This is a genomic window from Rhizobium sp. WW_1 (assembly GCF_003610155.1).
GTDB lineage: Bacteria > Pseudomonadota > Alphaproteobacteria > Rhizobiales > Rhizobiaceae > Rhizobium > Rhizobium tropici_A.
Genome location: NZ_RAIN01000023.1, coordinates 1 through 13832, shown reverse-complemented (window position 1 = coordinate 13832; position 13832 = coordinate 1). Strand labels below are relative to the sequence as shown.

15 protein-coding genes and 4 pseudogenes are annotated in these 13832 nt (G+C 58.1%); 12 read left to right on the top strand and 7 right to left on the bottom strand.

What is annotated here, in order from left to right; genetic code table 11:
• Positions 1–317: 317 nt before the first annotated feature.
• Together BJ928_RS34365 and BJ928_RS34360 are read right to left on the bottom strand one after the other, a co-directional pair.
• Positions 318–1295 carry a 3'-5' exonuclease gene (locus tag BJ928_RS34365; RefSeq protein ID WP_047636094.1) on the bottom strand — a complete coding sequence of 326 codons (978 nt, stop codon included), beginning with the start codon at positions 1293–1295 and terminating at the stop codon, positions 318–320.
• A gap of 339 nt (positions 1296–1634) precedes the next feature.
• Positions 1635–1901, bottom strand: a complete 267-nt coding sequence (locus BJ928_RS34360; RefSeq protein WP_047636093.1) for a helix-turn-helix transcriptional regulator — start codon at positions 1899–1901, stop codon at positions 1635–1637.
• Between the two features lie 53 nt (positions 1902–1954).
• Here BJ928_RS34360 and BJ928_RS34355 point away from each other — a divergent pair, with 53 nt between their 5' ends.
• Positions 1955–2389 (top strand): hypothetical protein, encoded by a 435-nt coding sequence (locus tag BJ928_RS34355; protein WP_052227968.1) that lies wholly within the window; start codon positions 1955–1957, stop codon positions 2387–2389.
• 19 nt (positions 2390–2408) lie between these two features.
• Here BJ928_RS34355 and BJ928_RS34350 read toward each other — a convergent pair.
• Positions 2409–2892: pseudogene (locus BJ928_RS34350) on the bottom strand (SOS response-associated peptidase); the annotation flags it as partial.
• On the opposite strand from BJ928_RS34350, the pseudogene BJ928_RS34345 reads away from it, so the two are divergent.
• Positions 2893–3726: pseudogene (locus BJ928_RS34345) on the top strand (OB-fold nucleic acid binding domain-containing protein); the annotation flags it as partial.
• Positions 3727–3776: 50 nt separating this feature from the next.
• Here BJ928_RS34345 and BJ928_RS34340 read toward each other — a convergent pair.
• Positions 3777–4619, bottom strand: a complete 843-nt coding sequence (locus tag BJ928_RS34340; RefSeq protein WP_082012001.1) for a DUF3800 domain-containing protein — start codon at positions 4617–4619, stop codon at positions 3777–3779.
• Positions 4620–5115: 496 nt separating this feature from the next.
• On the opposite strand from BJ928_RS34340, the gene BJ928_RS39035 reads away from it, so the two are divergent.
• The 5 genes and pseudogenes from BJ928_RS39035 to BJ928_RS39580 all read left to right on the top strand — a co-directional run.
• Entirely contained in the window at positions 5116–5292 is a 177-nt protein-coding gene (locus tag BJ928_RS39035; RefSeq protein WP_183079496.1) for a hypothetical protein, read from the top strand.
• Between the two features lie 219 nt (positions 5293–5511).
• Entirely contained in the window at positions 5512–6477 is a 966-nt protein-coding gene (locus BJ928_RS34330) for a DUF3991 and toprim domain-containing protein (protein WP_047636091.1), read from the top strand.
• Positions 6478–6618: 141 nt separating this feature from the next.
• Entirely contained in the window at positions 6619–7227 is a 609-nt protein-coding gene (locus BJ928_RS34325) for a DUF1419 domain-containing protein (protein ID WP_047636090.1), read from the top strand.
• A gap of 11 nt (positions 7228–7238) precedes the next feature.
• Positions 7239–7640, top strand: a complete 402-nt coding sequence (locus BJ928_RS34320; RefSeq protein ID WP_047636089.1) for a DUF3085 domain-containing protein — start codon at positions 7239–7241, stop codon at positions 7638–7640.
• 99 nt (positions 7641–7739) lie between these two features.
• Positions 7740–8258 (top strand): annotated as a pseudogene (locus tag BJ928_RS39580) (DNA methylase); the annotation flags it as partial.
• 52 nt (positions 8259–8310) lie between these two features.
• On the opposite strand, the gene BJ928_RS34310 reads toward BJ928_RS39580, so the two are convergent.
• Positions 8311–9024, bottom strand: coding sequence for an IS6 family transposase (locus BJ928_RS34310; protein ID WP_047636088.1), 714 nt, complete (start codon positions 9022–9024; stop codon positions 8311–8313).
• Between BJ928_RS34310 and BJ928_RS34305 the strand changes: the two are divergent.
• The 4 genes and pseudogenes from BJ928_RS34305 (at position 9007) to BJ928_RS38645 (ending at position 10728) form a co-directional block, all read left to right on the top strand.
• Positions 9007–9606, top strand: a pseudogene (locus BJ928_RS34305) (BON domain-containing protein). The gene BJ928_RS34310 and the pseudogene BJ928_RS34305 overlap by 18 nt on opposite strands.
• A 31-nt stretch (positions 9607–9637) precedes the next feature.
• Complete coding sequence (locus BJ928_RS34300) at positions 9638–9937, top strand: hypothetical protein (protein ID WP_082011999.1); 300 nt, start codon at positions 9638–9640, stop codon at positions 9935–9937.
• A 13-nt stretch (positions 9938–9950) separates the two neighbouring features.
• A complete protein-coding gene (locus tag BJ928_RS34295) occupies positions 9951–10379 on the top strand; it encodes a universal stress protein (RefSeq protein WP_047636086.1) in 429 nt (142 codons plus the stop codon).
• 157 nt (positions 10380–10536) lie between these two features.
• Entirely contained in the window at positions 10537–10728 is a 192-nt protein-coding gene (locus tag BJ928_RS38645) for a hypothetical protein (protein WP_147413970.1), read from the top strand.
• Between the two features lie 260 nt (positions 10729–10988).
• Here BJ928_RS38645 and BJ928_RS34290 read toward each other — a convergent pair.
• A protein-coding gene (locus BJ928_RS34290) for an IS6 family transposase (RefSeq protein ID WP_120296797.1) occupies positions 10989–11692 on the bottom strand; the annotation gives its coding sequence in 2 pieces (ribosomal slippage) (positions 10989–11041 and positions 11041–11692; 705 coding nt in all).
• A 938-nt stretch (positions 11693–12630) separates the two neighbouring features.
• On the opposite strand from BJ928_RS34290, the gene BJ928_RS34285 reads away from it, so the two are divergent.
• Positions 12631–13326 (top strand): VIT family protein, encoded by a 696-nt coding sequence (locus tag BJ928_RS34285; protein WP_047636085.1) that lies wholly within the window; start codon positions 12631–12633, stop codon positions 13324–13326.
• A gap of 9 nt (positions 13327–13335) precedes the next feature.
• Here the strand turns inward: BJ928_RS34285 and BJ928_RS34280 are convergent, their stop codons facing one another.
• The gene (locus tag BJ928_RS34280; protein WP_047636084.1) at positions 13336–13680 is read right to left on the bottom strand and encodes a hypothetical protein; all 345 of its coding nucleotides are present in this window, start codon (positions 13678–13680) and stop codon (positions 13336–13338) included.
• Positions 13681–13832 lie beyond the last annotated feature (152 nt).

The following is a 13832-nucleotide window of genomic DNA, read 5'->3' as shown; positions in this document are numbered from 1 at the left end:
CACTGGGCGGTTCATTTAGTTTTTGAGTTTCTAACGGATGGACAGTTAGCCAGTCGGTGGTGTTATTGAGTCTCAAGCTTCGTGTTTGGTAAAGGTGATGCGATTTACAGGCTTGCGGCTTTTCAGGATGCTCAGATCACCTCGCCCGCTCGGCAACGGCGACGGTCTCAAGGCTTACGAACCGTGGATCTGTGACGCTTTCGAGCGGTTTGAGCGCGAGATTGAAGCGTTCTACCGACGGTCGTTGTTTTCGGTTGTTGTTTGAAAGCCCACCTGGCAAGCTGAGTGATCCTCGCTGCAGTGGCGTCCGGCTGAACTTACCTTCGCCCTTTGAACCTGTCGAGCGCCGTCAAGCGCTGGACCGGCGGATCGGCATCCTGCCAGCGGTAAATCTCGGTTCGCAGGAAGCGGAGTTCGTCTTCCAGGAGTTCTTCGGCGATCTCGATCCACCACGATTTCGGCCGGCCGTCGCTGCCGTCGGACCAGCGATAGCCTCGCTCTTTCAAGCGATCCTTGAGATCGAAGGGCGAGTTCTCGGCGAAGATGCGCACGCGTGAGCGCTGGCTTGCCTGGTAAAGCTCGGCAAAGGGAGATTGCTCAGCGCCGCTGCGAGTGAGCGCCAGCACTTCCAGCAACGCGAAACAATCGTCAACGGCGCGGTGACCGACATGGAAATATCCGCTCTGATTGATCAGGTAGCCGAGCTTGGTCCCTTCATATCCCCTGGCGCTCCAATCGATCTCGGAATTGGAGCAAGCCCAGGCCTTGCGGGCAAAGACCGAGGAGAAGGCCTCGCAGAACGGCCGATCAAAGCCGGCATTATGAGCAATGATGAGGTCGGCGGGTTCGATGAGCGCACGCACCGCCGGCATGTCGATCATCTGGTCGAGGACCATGGCGTCTGAAATGCCGGTCAAGCGGGTGACCTCGACCGGGATCGGAATGCTCGGCTGCTGCAGCCTGCCATAGACATCAGTGACATCACCGATCTCGCCCTCTTCATTGAAGGTAAAGCCGATCAGGCCAATTTCGATGATCTCGTCCTTTTTCGCATCGAGACCGGTCGTCTCGGTGTCAAGGATGACACCGCGCAGCGGATAACCCGGCCTCGGGGCAGGGGCGATCGCACGCGGCTCGAGCTTTTTCAGGATCTGGTAGCGTCCGGTCGCTTGCAGGATCCGCACCATCTCGGCTTCGTTGGGCGTTGATCCGGCCTGTCGAACGCGTGAGGTTGGCGCCGACGCTCCGCGAACGGACTGCGCATTCTCCGAAAACATGTCCAGCTGAGACGTCATTGCCCATCCAGTGAAAAGGATCAAGTAGATCTAGAGCGTTGGTCGCCAAATGAGAAGCTTTCGGGCCTGTCGGGGTGCCTGATACCCAACGATATTGAGCATAAAGGGCCAGGAGAGAGCTTCGCTCGAACTGCGTGAGTCTACTGACACGCGCGGAAGTGGGGAAGCTCTGCCTCGTTGGCGTGAGGCAGAGCTGAGAGGTTTTGCGAACCTCATGCGAAACTTCGATTGGGGGCGCCAGTCTCGCATGGTTCAACCCTAGAATGGATAGCTGAAACTGGCCTGAAGGAATCAAACCAAATTCGTGCTTGCCAAACTCGGTCGAGCACTGAGTGAGTATCATCCGCGCGAAGATTTCCGACCGCTCTTCAGCGGCTTCACTTCTCCGATATCGTCGGCCACCGGAACGAAGAACTCCGAAATATCGCAAGACAAGGCGTCCGCGATCTTCTCAAGAGTCACGACAGTCGGGTTCTTATTGCCCCGCTCAAGATACCCCACATAGGCGCGCTCGACATTGGCCTCAAGCGCGAGATTGTCCTGCGAGATCCCCCGCATAACCCGTATTCGCCTGAGATTCAGTGCCACTCGCTGCCGCGCATCCATGGCGGAAACACAACATTTGACAGTTCATAAAACCACGTATTATAGAACTATGAATGTCGATCTTGAACGAACCAGAGGTAGCGCACGCGGCTCCGCAGGGCAAAACGCGAGCGAAGGCGCGGGAGGTGTATGACGTGGTGCCCGACGAAACGGCCGACTTGCTGATGGCTCTGCTCTTTGCCGTCAGGAAAATCGTCGAGAGCGGAGTGGAGGGTAAGCATCATATAGCGAAGACCTATCGCGATGCCCGTTCGCTGATAGCGACGATAGACCTCGACCACGGTTCGGCTCGCCCGCGGATCGAGGCATGTCTGAAGCACTTCAATGTTCATAAAAACGTCGACGACACAGCTGCGGCCGGCTGGATGATTGCCGCGATCCAGGAGCGGGTGAGCGAACGTGACCTTTACGGTTGGCGCAGGCTGAAGGAAATCGTGGATACGGCGGTGCACGAACTCCTCTTGTCCGAACAGGCGCCGCTACATTGAGCCGTCGAGACTCCGTTCGTTACAGCAAGCCTGATGGACTGACCAGCTCACCCTCCTTGGTGACGATCGTCGATCCATAGGGCTCGCGTGATGCGACGATCAGCGCCTCATCCGGAAGTGGTCGGGCAAGATCCTTTGCTTCATCCCAGGGCGCCCTCATCCACACGTCGGTCTCTTCTCTGGTCAGCAGCAGGACCGGCATCGCCTTGTCGTGGATCGGCTTCACCAGATTGTTTGGATCCGTCGTCAGAAACCCATAGAGGTCATCCGTGGTCGGCCCATCCTTGACCTTGCGCACCGATGTCCATTGCGGAACGTGGATGCCGGCAAAGAACATCAGCGGTTTGGTTTCATCGCGAGCAAACCAGGCGTTCGGCACATTGCCGCCTTCTTCCTGGCTTGCTGGATCCGGGCTCGGCAAAGCTGGTGACAGGCACCAGACAGCGGTTTTCGACGCCAAACCAACGCCTCCAATGCGGAAGCTTCAGATTGCGGACATTGGTGATGCGGCACGCATCGTCGCTGCCCGCGCAGACCAATCATTCGACAGCGTCGATGATCTATGGCGCCGATCGGGCGTGCCGGCGGCTTCGCTGGTGCAGCTCGCCGAAGCCGATGCCTTCCTCTCCTCGCTCGATCTACAGCGTCGCGATGCGCTGTGGGCGATCAAGGCGCTGCGGGACGAACCCTTGCCGCTGTTTGCCGCGGCGGGTGACCGCGAACGCAGGACGATTGCCGAACAGCAGGAGCCTGAGGTCGATCTGCGACCGATGACGGTAGGACACAAGGTCATCCTCGACTATAGCCACACCGGCCTGACTTTGCGCAGCCATCCGGTCGCTTTCCTGAGGAAGGATCTCATCTCACGCAACATCGTCACCTGCGAAGAGGCGATGGCGGCCCGAGACGGTCGCTGGCTGATGACAGCGGGTCTCGTTCTCGTCCGTCAGAAGCCCGGCTCGGCCAAGGGCGTGATGTTCCTGACCGTGGAAGACGAGACCGGTCCGGCAAACGTCGTCGTCTGGCCAAAGCTCTTCGGGCAACGGTGGCGGATCGTGCTCGGGTCCAGCATGATGGCGATCAATGGTCGGATCCAGGGGGAAGGGGAGGTCGTGCATCTGATCGCCCAGCGACTCTTCGATCTCTCAAACGATCTCTCCGGACTTGCCGATCACGACGAGGCGTTCAAGCTACCGACCGGTCGCGGCGATGAATTCGCCCATGGTTCGCCCGGTGGTCCGGATGCGAGGGAGCGGGCAGCGATGAAGGCCCGTGAGATCTATGTTCCGGATCTTCATATCGATAGGCTGAAGGTGAAGAGCCGGAATTTTCACTAAAATGCTCAAGCCAGCGAGTCGGAAGCGGCGCCTACACCTCCAAAGCCGCTTTAGTCATCGAGTATGGAGACCTCGGATGCATCCGAGACAACAGGTTTCGCCGATGGTTTTGGGAACGGATGAACTGGAACTGGAAGTGTTGCGAGGCGCGCTTCTGTCTCCGGCGTGACATGACAGCGCAGGCCTGAGACTGGCCCGACGCCATACCGGGCAAAGTACGGCCTTATGAGATTGTAGCCACGCTGGTCGCCTGATTGAAAGTGACGGAAAATCCAGTAGGCGATCAAGTCCGCCATCTGAATGAGGCGCGATGCTTTTGAATCCAGAAAAAGCGGGACTTCGGCAAAGTTTCGAAGTTGCCCGTTGGCATGCCCCACGTGCTTGAACACATGAGACAGGGTCTGGATTTTCTCCTCGTAATTGCTTTTGTCGAGGATGACCAAGCCGCGTTGGGGGTTCTTTTTCTTATAGAGTGTCTTCAGATATCCATCGAAACACGAAGCCACGTCCTCGAAACTCCGAGCCAAGATATCGTTAGGAGAAAAGAGCTTCTTTTCGATGACGCAGGCGTAAACCTTCAACTGCAACTGCTTGTCGGCCAGTAGCGACAAGATATCGACGACGGCTTGAACTCTATCGTTGGGAGACACACCTTTCCAGGTACCGTTGCCCGAGCGCATTGGGTTTCCATGGAACTCGATTTCTCGAGGATTAGTCGAGCTAAAGCGCGCCGCTACAGGATCTATCTGGGCTTCCAGCCAATGCGTTTGGCGCTCGAATATGCTAAATCCGGCAAGGACAAAGAAGTCGGAGCTTGGATCATGCGAGTGACCAGACTCGTCGAGATATAGTAGATGCAACGAATCCCCCTGAAACGAAAAAGCGGACCGCATGCGGTCCGCTCCAATTCGGTAAGCCGAGTGAAACAATCGTTCAACGCACCGACGGATCAGCGCTCTCGACTATGACCAACATATATCGGTTGCGTGTCGGCTTTTCAAGGGGCGGCTCCGCATGGCTCCCAATCGCCAACGTCAGGCGTTCGCTGCTTCACGTCCTATGTGACCCGTATCCAGCAGACGTGGGCATCGACTTTGACCTGATGACTGGAGCGAAAAGAAGATAGCATCCGGTATCGAGGAGCGCGACAAGATCCGCATCAGCACGATCTTTGTTGGCCGGAGGCAGATCTGTTGAGGCGTCCCATTCCCGCTCTTGATGGATGGCTTCCTGGTCCAGCCCCGGATCTCCGTCGATCAACCCGCTGACGGGGTCCGCTAGGCAAGCTGCGGCCGCTTCGGCTCTCGCCTTCGCGGTGATCGCGACCGGTTCCGGACACTGACGGGAGCCATCGAGCGGGAATGGCCCGCTCCAAAGATGGAGCCTCAGATGAACACCGATCTTTTGCTTGCGCAGAACCATGCCTTCCAGCTTTCCCGCACCCTGATGGTTCCAGTCACGCTGTTCAGGTCCGGCGACGAGTTCGGCGTTCTGCCGAGCGACGAACTCGATGACGAAGACGATCTGGAGATCGTGCGTGAATTCCATCCCTGGCCAGCTCATTGAGCCGGCATTTACCTCTCCTTGGTGCCGCTTGCGAACGGCAGGCGGCAAGGGAAGCTTCGCCGCGCCTTGGCACCGACGGTAGGCGTTGATCTGCAGATCAGCAGATTGCCGGGGCGCGCCCTTGCCCCCTTTGCTCTTCGCGGCCGCCGGAAACGGTCCCGCAAATTGCGGGAGATATGAATCTGGAGAGAAGGGCGGACGCGAAAGCGCCGGGAAAATATGGAGAAACAGAAACTGGAGGAACTTCGGGACCGTGTCCCGTGCGCAGCCTTGCTGGAAAAAGCTGGCTTTGCCATCGACGTCAAGGAAAGCACCCGCAAGGCATTAAAATACCGGCGCGGCGCGGAAATCGTCATCGTCATTCATGGGGGGCGGGGTTGGTTCGATCCACTGTCGGACGCGAAAGGCGATGTCTTCGGTCTCGCGGAGCATCTGGACGACGTCACCTTTGTCGAAGCGCTTGACCGGGTGGCCAACCTCGTCGGCGTCATCGCTACAGATTCTGTTTGGTCTCGGCCGTCGAGAAGCCTCGCTCACAGCACTTCCATCCGGGAACGCTGGGCAAAACGGCAGAGCCCTTGGCAGGGGTCGATGACCTGGCGCTATCTGCGAACTGGGCGCTGCCTTCCCGCAACAATCATCCGGGAGGCCATCTACAATGACGCCCTTCGGGAAGGCCCTTATGGCAGCATGTGGGCCGCACATGTCAATGACGATGGCGCTGTTACCGGCTGGGAGGAGCGCGGTCCCAATTGGCGGGGGTTTTCCGCGGGCGGTTCGAAAATTCTGTTTCGCCTTGGTTCTTCCGATGCCATGCGTCTTTGCGTCACCGAGGCGGCGATCGACGCCATGAGCCTTGCTGCTTTCGAGGGGCTGCGAGACAGCAGCCTCTATCTCAGCACCGGCGGCGGGTGGTCGCCAACCACGGACTCCGCGGTCCGCAAGCTTGCCGCACGTCCCGGTGTTGTTCTGGTCGCGGCTACCGACGCAAATAGTCAGGGCGAAACCTTCGCCGGCCGCCTTCGTGACATTGCCGATGAGGTCGGCTGCGACTGGTTACGACTGACGCCGCCGGCCGAGGACTGGAATGACGCTCTGAAAGCGCGGGAAGAAGAAAAGAAGGAAATGGCAATGAGGGCAGGACGAGGAGGCATGCCGCATGCCCGCCGGTCGCGTCAAGGGTAAAGCTTCGCCCGCTCGAGAGCGGCCCTTGACCCGCCCGGACGGAGAGGCGGCGTGAGGGGAGGGGTCATGAAGGACTGAAGAGGATGGTGAGCCGACAGGCAGCACCGCGCTTCGGTTCGGACAGGGCCAAAGGAGCCGTCAATGAGCACCCCTCCCGCAATCCGTAAAGTCTACCAGAGCGTCGCCGACCGCCATCAGATGTTCCGCATGTTCGATCGGCATGCGCAACGTCCTCACCGTTTCGACGCTGACGCAAGTGCGCTTTATGCCGGCGAATGGTTCGAAATCACCGAGCGTGAACACGACACTATGTTCGAGATCCTGCCGCCGCTGTGGATCCGGGGCTCAATGTTCGCAATGCGCGAATTCCTGACGGAATCTGTCACATCCGTTTTCTTCGCGCTACGGATCGACGGGGTCATCCGTCACTTCCATGGATATTGTGATCTCTCCGACGGCCAGTCGGTCGAAGACATGCGGCTGGCGATCATCGAACGGGAGACGCGCCCGGTGCGAGCGATGACGCGGAATGAACGTCTCGAGCACATCTGGAGTGCCACGGCGGACGCCTATCGCGGCTACTCCGACGAAAGCTCCCCCCATTATTTGCCGGGTCATCGCGTCATCACTCTCTACCGCGGTGCTGGGTTTGCCCGGTTGAAGCTGCTCGACGACCTGACCGACGATGAGATCGCCACCAAGCTGCCCGTCCAGCTGCGCCATCTTGCCCGTGCGGCAGCCGCGGCGTGAGGAGATGCTCCATGCTTTCCTTTCCAATCGAATCCGTGCGGGCGGTGATCGCCCGCGGTCGCGCCGACGCCGAAGCCAATGGTGGCTTTCGTAATCCTCACTATGGCCTTGATCCCGGTCGTGACGAACAGCCGGGTGTCTGGCTCGTGGGTGATCACGGCGTGTATTTGTGCTCAAACGGCAGATTGCCGGATGGAGAAAAGCCGTTCGTCGCCTATGCGCTCGAATGCGATCCGCGCACGAACGACGACTGGTTCGAGGTCAAGCGCAAGACCTTCGGGGGAGATGACGGTGTCGAATTCATCGACGCCGTACAGCTGGAGGCAATGATCGCCGCCACGCCCAATGCCAGACATCTCGGCATCAGATTTGACGCAGACTCGATGGAACTCTTCATCATCGAGTGGTCGTAACGTCCCCGCTGCAGCGGGATCCCCACCGTCATCAGCGTCCCTTCGCCGCCGATCGCCCTGGCGGAACGATGACGCGCGCTTTCACCAGGAGATTTTATCATGAGCAACGATCCTTTCACGCTCGACATGTTCGGCAATACCGCACTCTCGTCCGGTCTTGGGCTCGGCGTCACGGCCTTTGGGAGCTTCGCGCCCGTAACGGCTGTCGAGCCAGCCAACGATGACGATCCAGATCCGCCGCCGCCGGCGCCGGCGCCGGCATCCGCACTCCCGAAGGCCGTACCCTCGCGGCCCCCGTTACGCCCGAGGAGGCTCCGGGCAAACTTCTATATCGAGGCTGATCGCGGCTTACCTTCGTCCTGGAAGGATCGTGCCCGCGCCAATGTCGCGGCGATCCTCGTTGCCAATAACATCTCCAAGCAGGACCGGCCGGCGACACTTAAGGAGCAGGCACAACTGATCCGCTTTACCGGCTTTGGCGCCGGCGAGCTGGCCAACGGCATGTTTCGGGGGCCGGGTGAGGTGGATTTCCGACAGGGCTGGGATGAGCTCGGTTCCTCGCTCGAAACCGCCGTCTCTGAAGCGGACTATGCGTCTTTGGCCCGCTGCACCCAGTACGGTGGCGTCGCCTTAAATGTTGGGAACCGGCGTTGCGGATGTGTGCCGTGTTTCAGGCAGCTATGGAGCCAGCGATTTCACGCCAGATCGAGATGGCGTGAGTACGAAGCCGGCGATGGTCGGTGGCGTTCAAGTGTTTCCGGTGAAGAAGAAAAAGATTGGCGATCTGGCCGTGAGTTGAGACGAAATGCTGGCACTGTCGTGCGGACTTGAACCGCATCATACGTCGCTCTCGCCGCCGTAGCGGCAGATGGGAATTCTCAGCTCGGTTGTTCAATCCCTTGTGCGAGCGATGCTCGACGCCCGGCATCAAGTCGGCCTTTGCGGCACCGTAGGAACGCAGCTTGTCGGTGACCAGCACCCGCGGGGCGATACCTTGGTCCTTGAGTAGCTTGCGCATCAGACGCAGCGCTGCTGCCTTGTTCCTTCGGCTTTGAAGCAGGGCATCGAGGACGTAACCGTTTGCATCGACGGCACGCCACAGCCAGTATTTCCTTCCCTTGATCGTCACGACCATCTCATCGAGCTGCCACTTGTCGGCAAAGTGGCCGCGTGAGCGTCGTCTGAGCTGATGAGCGAACTTCAGGCCAAATTTCGTCGCCCATTCCGAGACCGTCTGGAATGAGACGTTGATGCCGCGCTCAGCCAACAGATCTTCGACGTCGCGTAGGCTGAGCGGGAACCGATAATAGAGCCATACGGCGTGGGCAATGATCTCAGCGGGAAAGCGGTGGCGTCTGAAGTGAACATGAGCAGCTTCGGTCATGGCAACCCGAATACCAAGTCGATCCAACCAAGCCGTTAAGGCGACGCCACCGTCGGCACATATGCGGAGAAGGACGCCGCGGAGAAGGCTGTGCGGCGCGTAAAGGGCGTTCGTGGCATCGCCCAGGAGATTGACGTCCGCATCTTGGGTCCGAGGCGGACCGATGACGACGACATCGCCCGGCGAGCGGTCAAGATGGTGGACTGGAACATTTCCATTCCGAAGCAGAAGGTGCAGGTTCGTGTGTGCAGGGGTGTGGTCACGCTCACCGGCACGGTTGAATGGCAGTACCAGAAGAACGCTGCTGCGGATGCCGTAAGGGATCTTGCCGGCATTGTCTGCATCTCCAATCTCATTGAAGTCGTTCCGAGCGTCAGCGCCTTCGACGTGAAGAGGCGCATTGAAGAGGCGTTGGGACGCGATGCGGAACTGGAGGCCAAGGCCATCCAGGTTGAGGTCTCCGGCGGCAAGGTCACCTTGAGAGGTAACATCAGGACCTTGTTTGAGCGGGGAGCGGCAGAACGTGCCGTGTGGTCTGCCCCAGGCGTCCACGCCCTCGATGATCAGTTGCACATAGGTTGAACTGCTAACGGCAAAGTAGGAGGCGAAGGCAATGCAACACGACCCCACTCGCATAGAAGAAGCGCTCCTTGCGGGCGCAGGATATTGTGTCTCTCGAAATCAAAATTGCGACTTTCGTCTTGATCATGTCGATCACGACGAATGGGAAATTGCGGTTCTCTCGGGAAGAGCCCATTCATGGATTCGCAGCGAGTTGTCTGCTCCTCTCGCGCAATGTCTGGGCGATAGCTTCAAAGTGGACATACTTGGTGCAGACCGGTTTTTAAAGCGTGCACGAGCTCTTGGCTTTCAAACCGAGTTTGTCGGCGGCGATGGGAAGGACCGATTCTAAAGGAGCAACGTCCGTGTATAAGACTATTGTCTGCGCTATCGGCTTGGGCTCAAAGGAGAAGGGCGAACATCTACTGCACATGGCTCAGGGGCTTCTCGATATCGATGGCTCCCTTCATCTCGTCCACGCTATCGAGCGATTTCCGTCGCTTGTCAGGCAAAGTCCGGACGACTGGGCCATGTCCGTGATCAACGAGGCGGAAGAAAAGCTGTCGCAGCTCTGCAGGGAGCCCGCAATCCCAGCACTCGTTCACGTGCGAACCGGCCGGGCCGCAGATACGATTCTGGCGGTGGCCGCCGAGACATCGGCCGATCTGATCGTTGTTGCCGCTCATGCGAACGACGTCTTCGACAGGCTCTTTGGATCGACGGTCGACAATGTTGTTCATCACGCAAAATGTTCGGTTCATATCGACCGGATTTCGACCATGGCAAAGCACTAGAAGCCATAAACTTGTCGCCCTTCCGCGTCCGAGGCGGCATGGCGGCACATATGAAGGCTGAAGCCTGAGAGAACCCACCAGTTAATCCCGCGCGCCCGGCGCAACCTCACTGTTCGCGGGGATCGCTCAACGACGGATTCATGACAAAGAGATAGACATGCGTACAGCTCTTCTGGTTGCCTTGGTAGCAGGTGCCATCTTCGGCACATATGCTTACCAATCGAGTGGGTCTGACAAGACCAAGGAACCAAGCCAGCAGCAGTCAAGCAATACAGGTAGTAAAGCAAGCAAGCCGAAACTCGGCTATCCCGATCCCTATATTCCTCCAACAAAAGGCAATGGCTTTTGATTTGGAAAGAGGCTTAAGGAGTGAAATGATGGCAAGGGATGTCCGAGTTATCGTGGTCAAGCATCGACGCGTCCGTAAGCAAAGCTCGACTGAACAGAAATTGGGGGCCCTAAGTCCCCACACGCCAGTTAGTTCTCCGGCGGAAAAGCAAAGTCCGCGACATCGGGGAGTATTGCATCTGCCGGCAGGCCCATCCCATGACCCGGGCGGGTTCTGTTGCAAAAATTGAGGTAGTCGCGTCGGTAGATTGCCACGGCTGCTCAGAACGCGGCAGCCAGGCTCTCAACCTGATCAGAGATTGACGGGTTGGCGCGTAAGCGTCCTGCAATTGGCGCTTTCGTAGCATCTGGATCATCTCAATTCCGGACAATGTTGCCACGGCCGATTTAAATGACTTGAAGCCGAGCATCGGTCTGACACGCCGCTTGATGCGTCGGTGATCCTGCTCGATGCGGTTGTTCAGATACTGACTCTGTCGAATGCATAGGAATTCAGCACGACGGCAGGACCGATCCTGAAGGCGGCTTGTGGTGTCACAGGAAATGATCGCTTCCCGGTTGGTCTGGCTGCCATCGATGACGATGCGCTCCGGCCGGCCGTGCCGGGCGAAAGCCTTTCTGAAGAAACGTTTGGCGGCGGAGAGATCACGATGCTCGCTGAGCCGAAACTCGACCGTATCGCCGTTGCTGTCGATGGCGCGATAGAGATACGTCCATCGGCCGCGAACCTTGATATAGGTCTCGTCGGCGTGCCACTTGCCAGTGACGGCGCGCTTGCGCCGATTGAACCGATCCGCCAACAGGGGCGCAAAGTGGACGACCCAGCGATGGATCGTCGAATGATCGACGCTGATGCCGCGTTCAGCCATCATTTCCTTCAGGTCGCGCAAGCTCAGGCCATAGCTCAGATACCAGCGCACGCATAGCAATATCACTGACTGCTCGAAATGCCGACCTTTGAACATTGCCAATCTCCGCGACTTCAGGAGATCAATGCCATGTCACCAGTAACCAGGAAGTTTGCAACAGAACCATCTAAGGCGGGATCGATGTCGATGTTCTGACTCTTGAGTAGCAAAACTTGTAGGATAGCGTTTCATCTTGTGAATGAAAGGACCAAGATCAAGCTGCTCCGCCCAGGCATCGCGCTGCCTGGGCGGAGCAGCGATTGCCGTCCAAACGAGGCGAGGCGGCATTCTGGTGTGTGAACGTTATCTGCAGCTATCAGGCCGCTAGAAAACCAACTAGCTCAGTCGCTGTTGTGATTACTTCTTCAAATTAGGTTTTAGTGGCCGTCGGCGTCCCCATCCGCATCTCCACGCAACGCCAACGCTGCAATAGCAGACGGAACGTTGGCTGCGGAGGACGAGCCGACCGTTGGAGCTGAGGTCTTGGCCGGATCGGAATCCGGAGTCGTAGGCGCGGGGAGTTTTGAGGGGATTGATGCAGCCGCTGTTGCCGCAACGGAGGTTATGGAGGTCATTGATAAAGCCCTTCTTCAGCGGAGCTTTTGCGTCATGCGTCAAGCGCGGCCAGTTTTTGCAGATGGTTCATCCATCCGAGGTTCGGATCGAATGGGTATTTTTCGATCGCAAGCCGAACCTGGCATTCGATTCTTACAAGGGACTTATAAGATCGCGTCAGTAATCGCGTTTTCGAAGCTGAGTGCAGATCTTCTTTCAGCAGCTTGCCGATAAGCGAAGTTGGGCGCGGACAGCTCAAATTGGAAGAGAGAGATTGTTTCCGTGAAGGGCAACCAGGGAGGGGCACGCATCCCCCGACGGCGAGGCGAGCAAAGCGCTTGGCACCACACAAAATTCTGAAGTTCGCTTTGACATGAGGTCGTCAGAAGGTTTTGGTAGCAGCGACCAATGATTGCCTCTCAGCTCCCAAAGGAAATCGAATGGACAGTGCGCAAATGGAACGGCACTTTATAGACCGCGTTGGATGGCTTCGCGCTGCGGTCCTTGGAGCCAATGACGGGATCATATCAACGGCCAGTTTGATGGTGGGGGTCGCGTCGGCCGTAACATCATCGAACTCCGTTCTCGTGACGGGTATCGCTGGTCTTGTCGCCGGCGCGATGTCGATGGCTGCCGGGGAATATGTATCTGTAAGCTCACAGGCCGATACGGAGCGCGCCGATCTCGCAAGGGAAAAACGCGAGCTTGCGACGAACCGTGATGCGGAGGTTAAGGAGCTGGCGGCCATATACGCATCGCGTGGCGTCGATCCGGCTCTATCTATGAAAGTTGCCGAGCAGCTAATGGCAAAGGACGCGCTTGCCGCTCATGCTCGCGACGAGCTGGGAATTTCCGATACAATTTCAGCCAATCCGATCCAGGCGGCCATGACCTCGGCGGCAACTTTTTCGTCTGGCGCGATTCTGCCCGTCTTGGCTGCTTTGATTGCGCCGAAGAATATTCTGGTTCCTGCCGTGTTTGGAGTTTCGCTGGTTGTTCTGGCGCTGCTTGGAGCGATTGGCGCCAGGGCTGGCGGAGCTGCCATACTGAAACCCACGCTTCGCGTCGCTTTCTGGGGGGCTATCGCGATGGCCGTTACCGCCGGGGTTGGCACAGTGATCGGCACCTCGGTGTGAGCGAGGCAACTACAGCTTCAAAGGGCAGCCGTCCGACAGCAAATTTTCCGGTGCACCCTGAACCATGGCGATGGTGTAGCTCTGGATGACGCGGTTTCCGGCCTGGCGTGACAGGTTGCCTAGTACTGAAAATGAGTCGAAGCAGCCTGCATACCGCTCAATCGCACCCTCGTTTGTCGGCACCACGAGAAGCGCTGGCTTGTCAACCAATAGCGGATCCGGGGTTTCGAACGTGAAACGCTGTCGATCGACGATTTGCACAACGGGGCTGCCATTTCCTAGCTCAAAGGCCAGCTCTCCCGTCAATCCGTAGTCGGTTGTCGCGAGCCAATCGGCGCCAGAATTCTCGCGCATCGTTTCCAGTTGCTCAGCAAACTCGTGCCAGCCCAAAAGGGTGTCGGCCGGGCTATGCTGTCCGACATCAGCGCCCTTGAGACAGAATTGGTTTAATTGAGAAGAGAGGATTTTCGGCTCATCGTAGCTCTATCAAAGGAAGCGAAGATGAG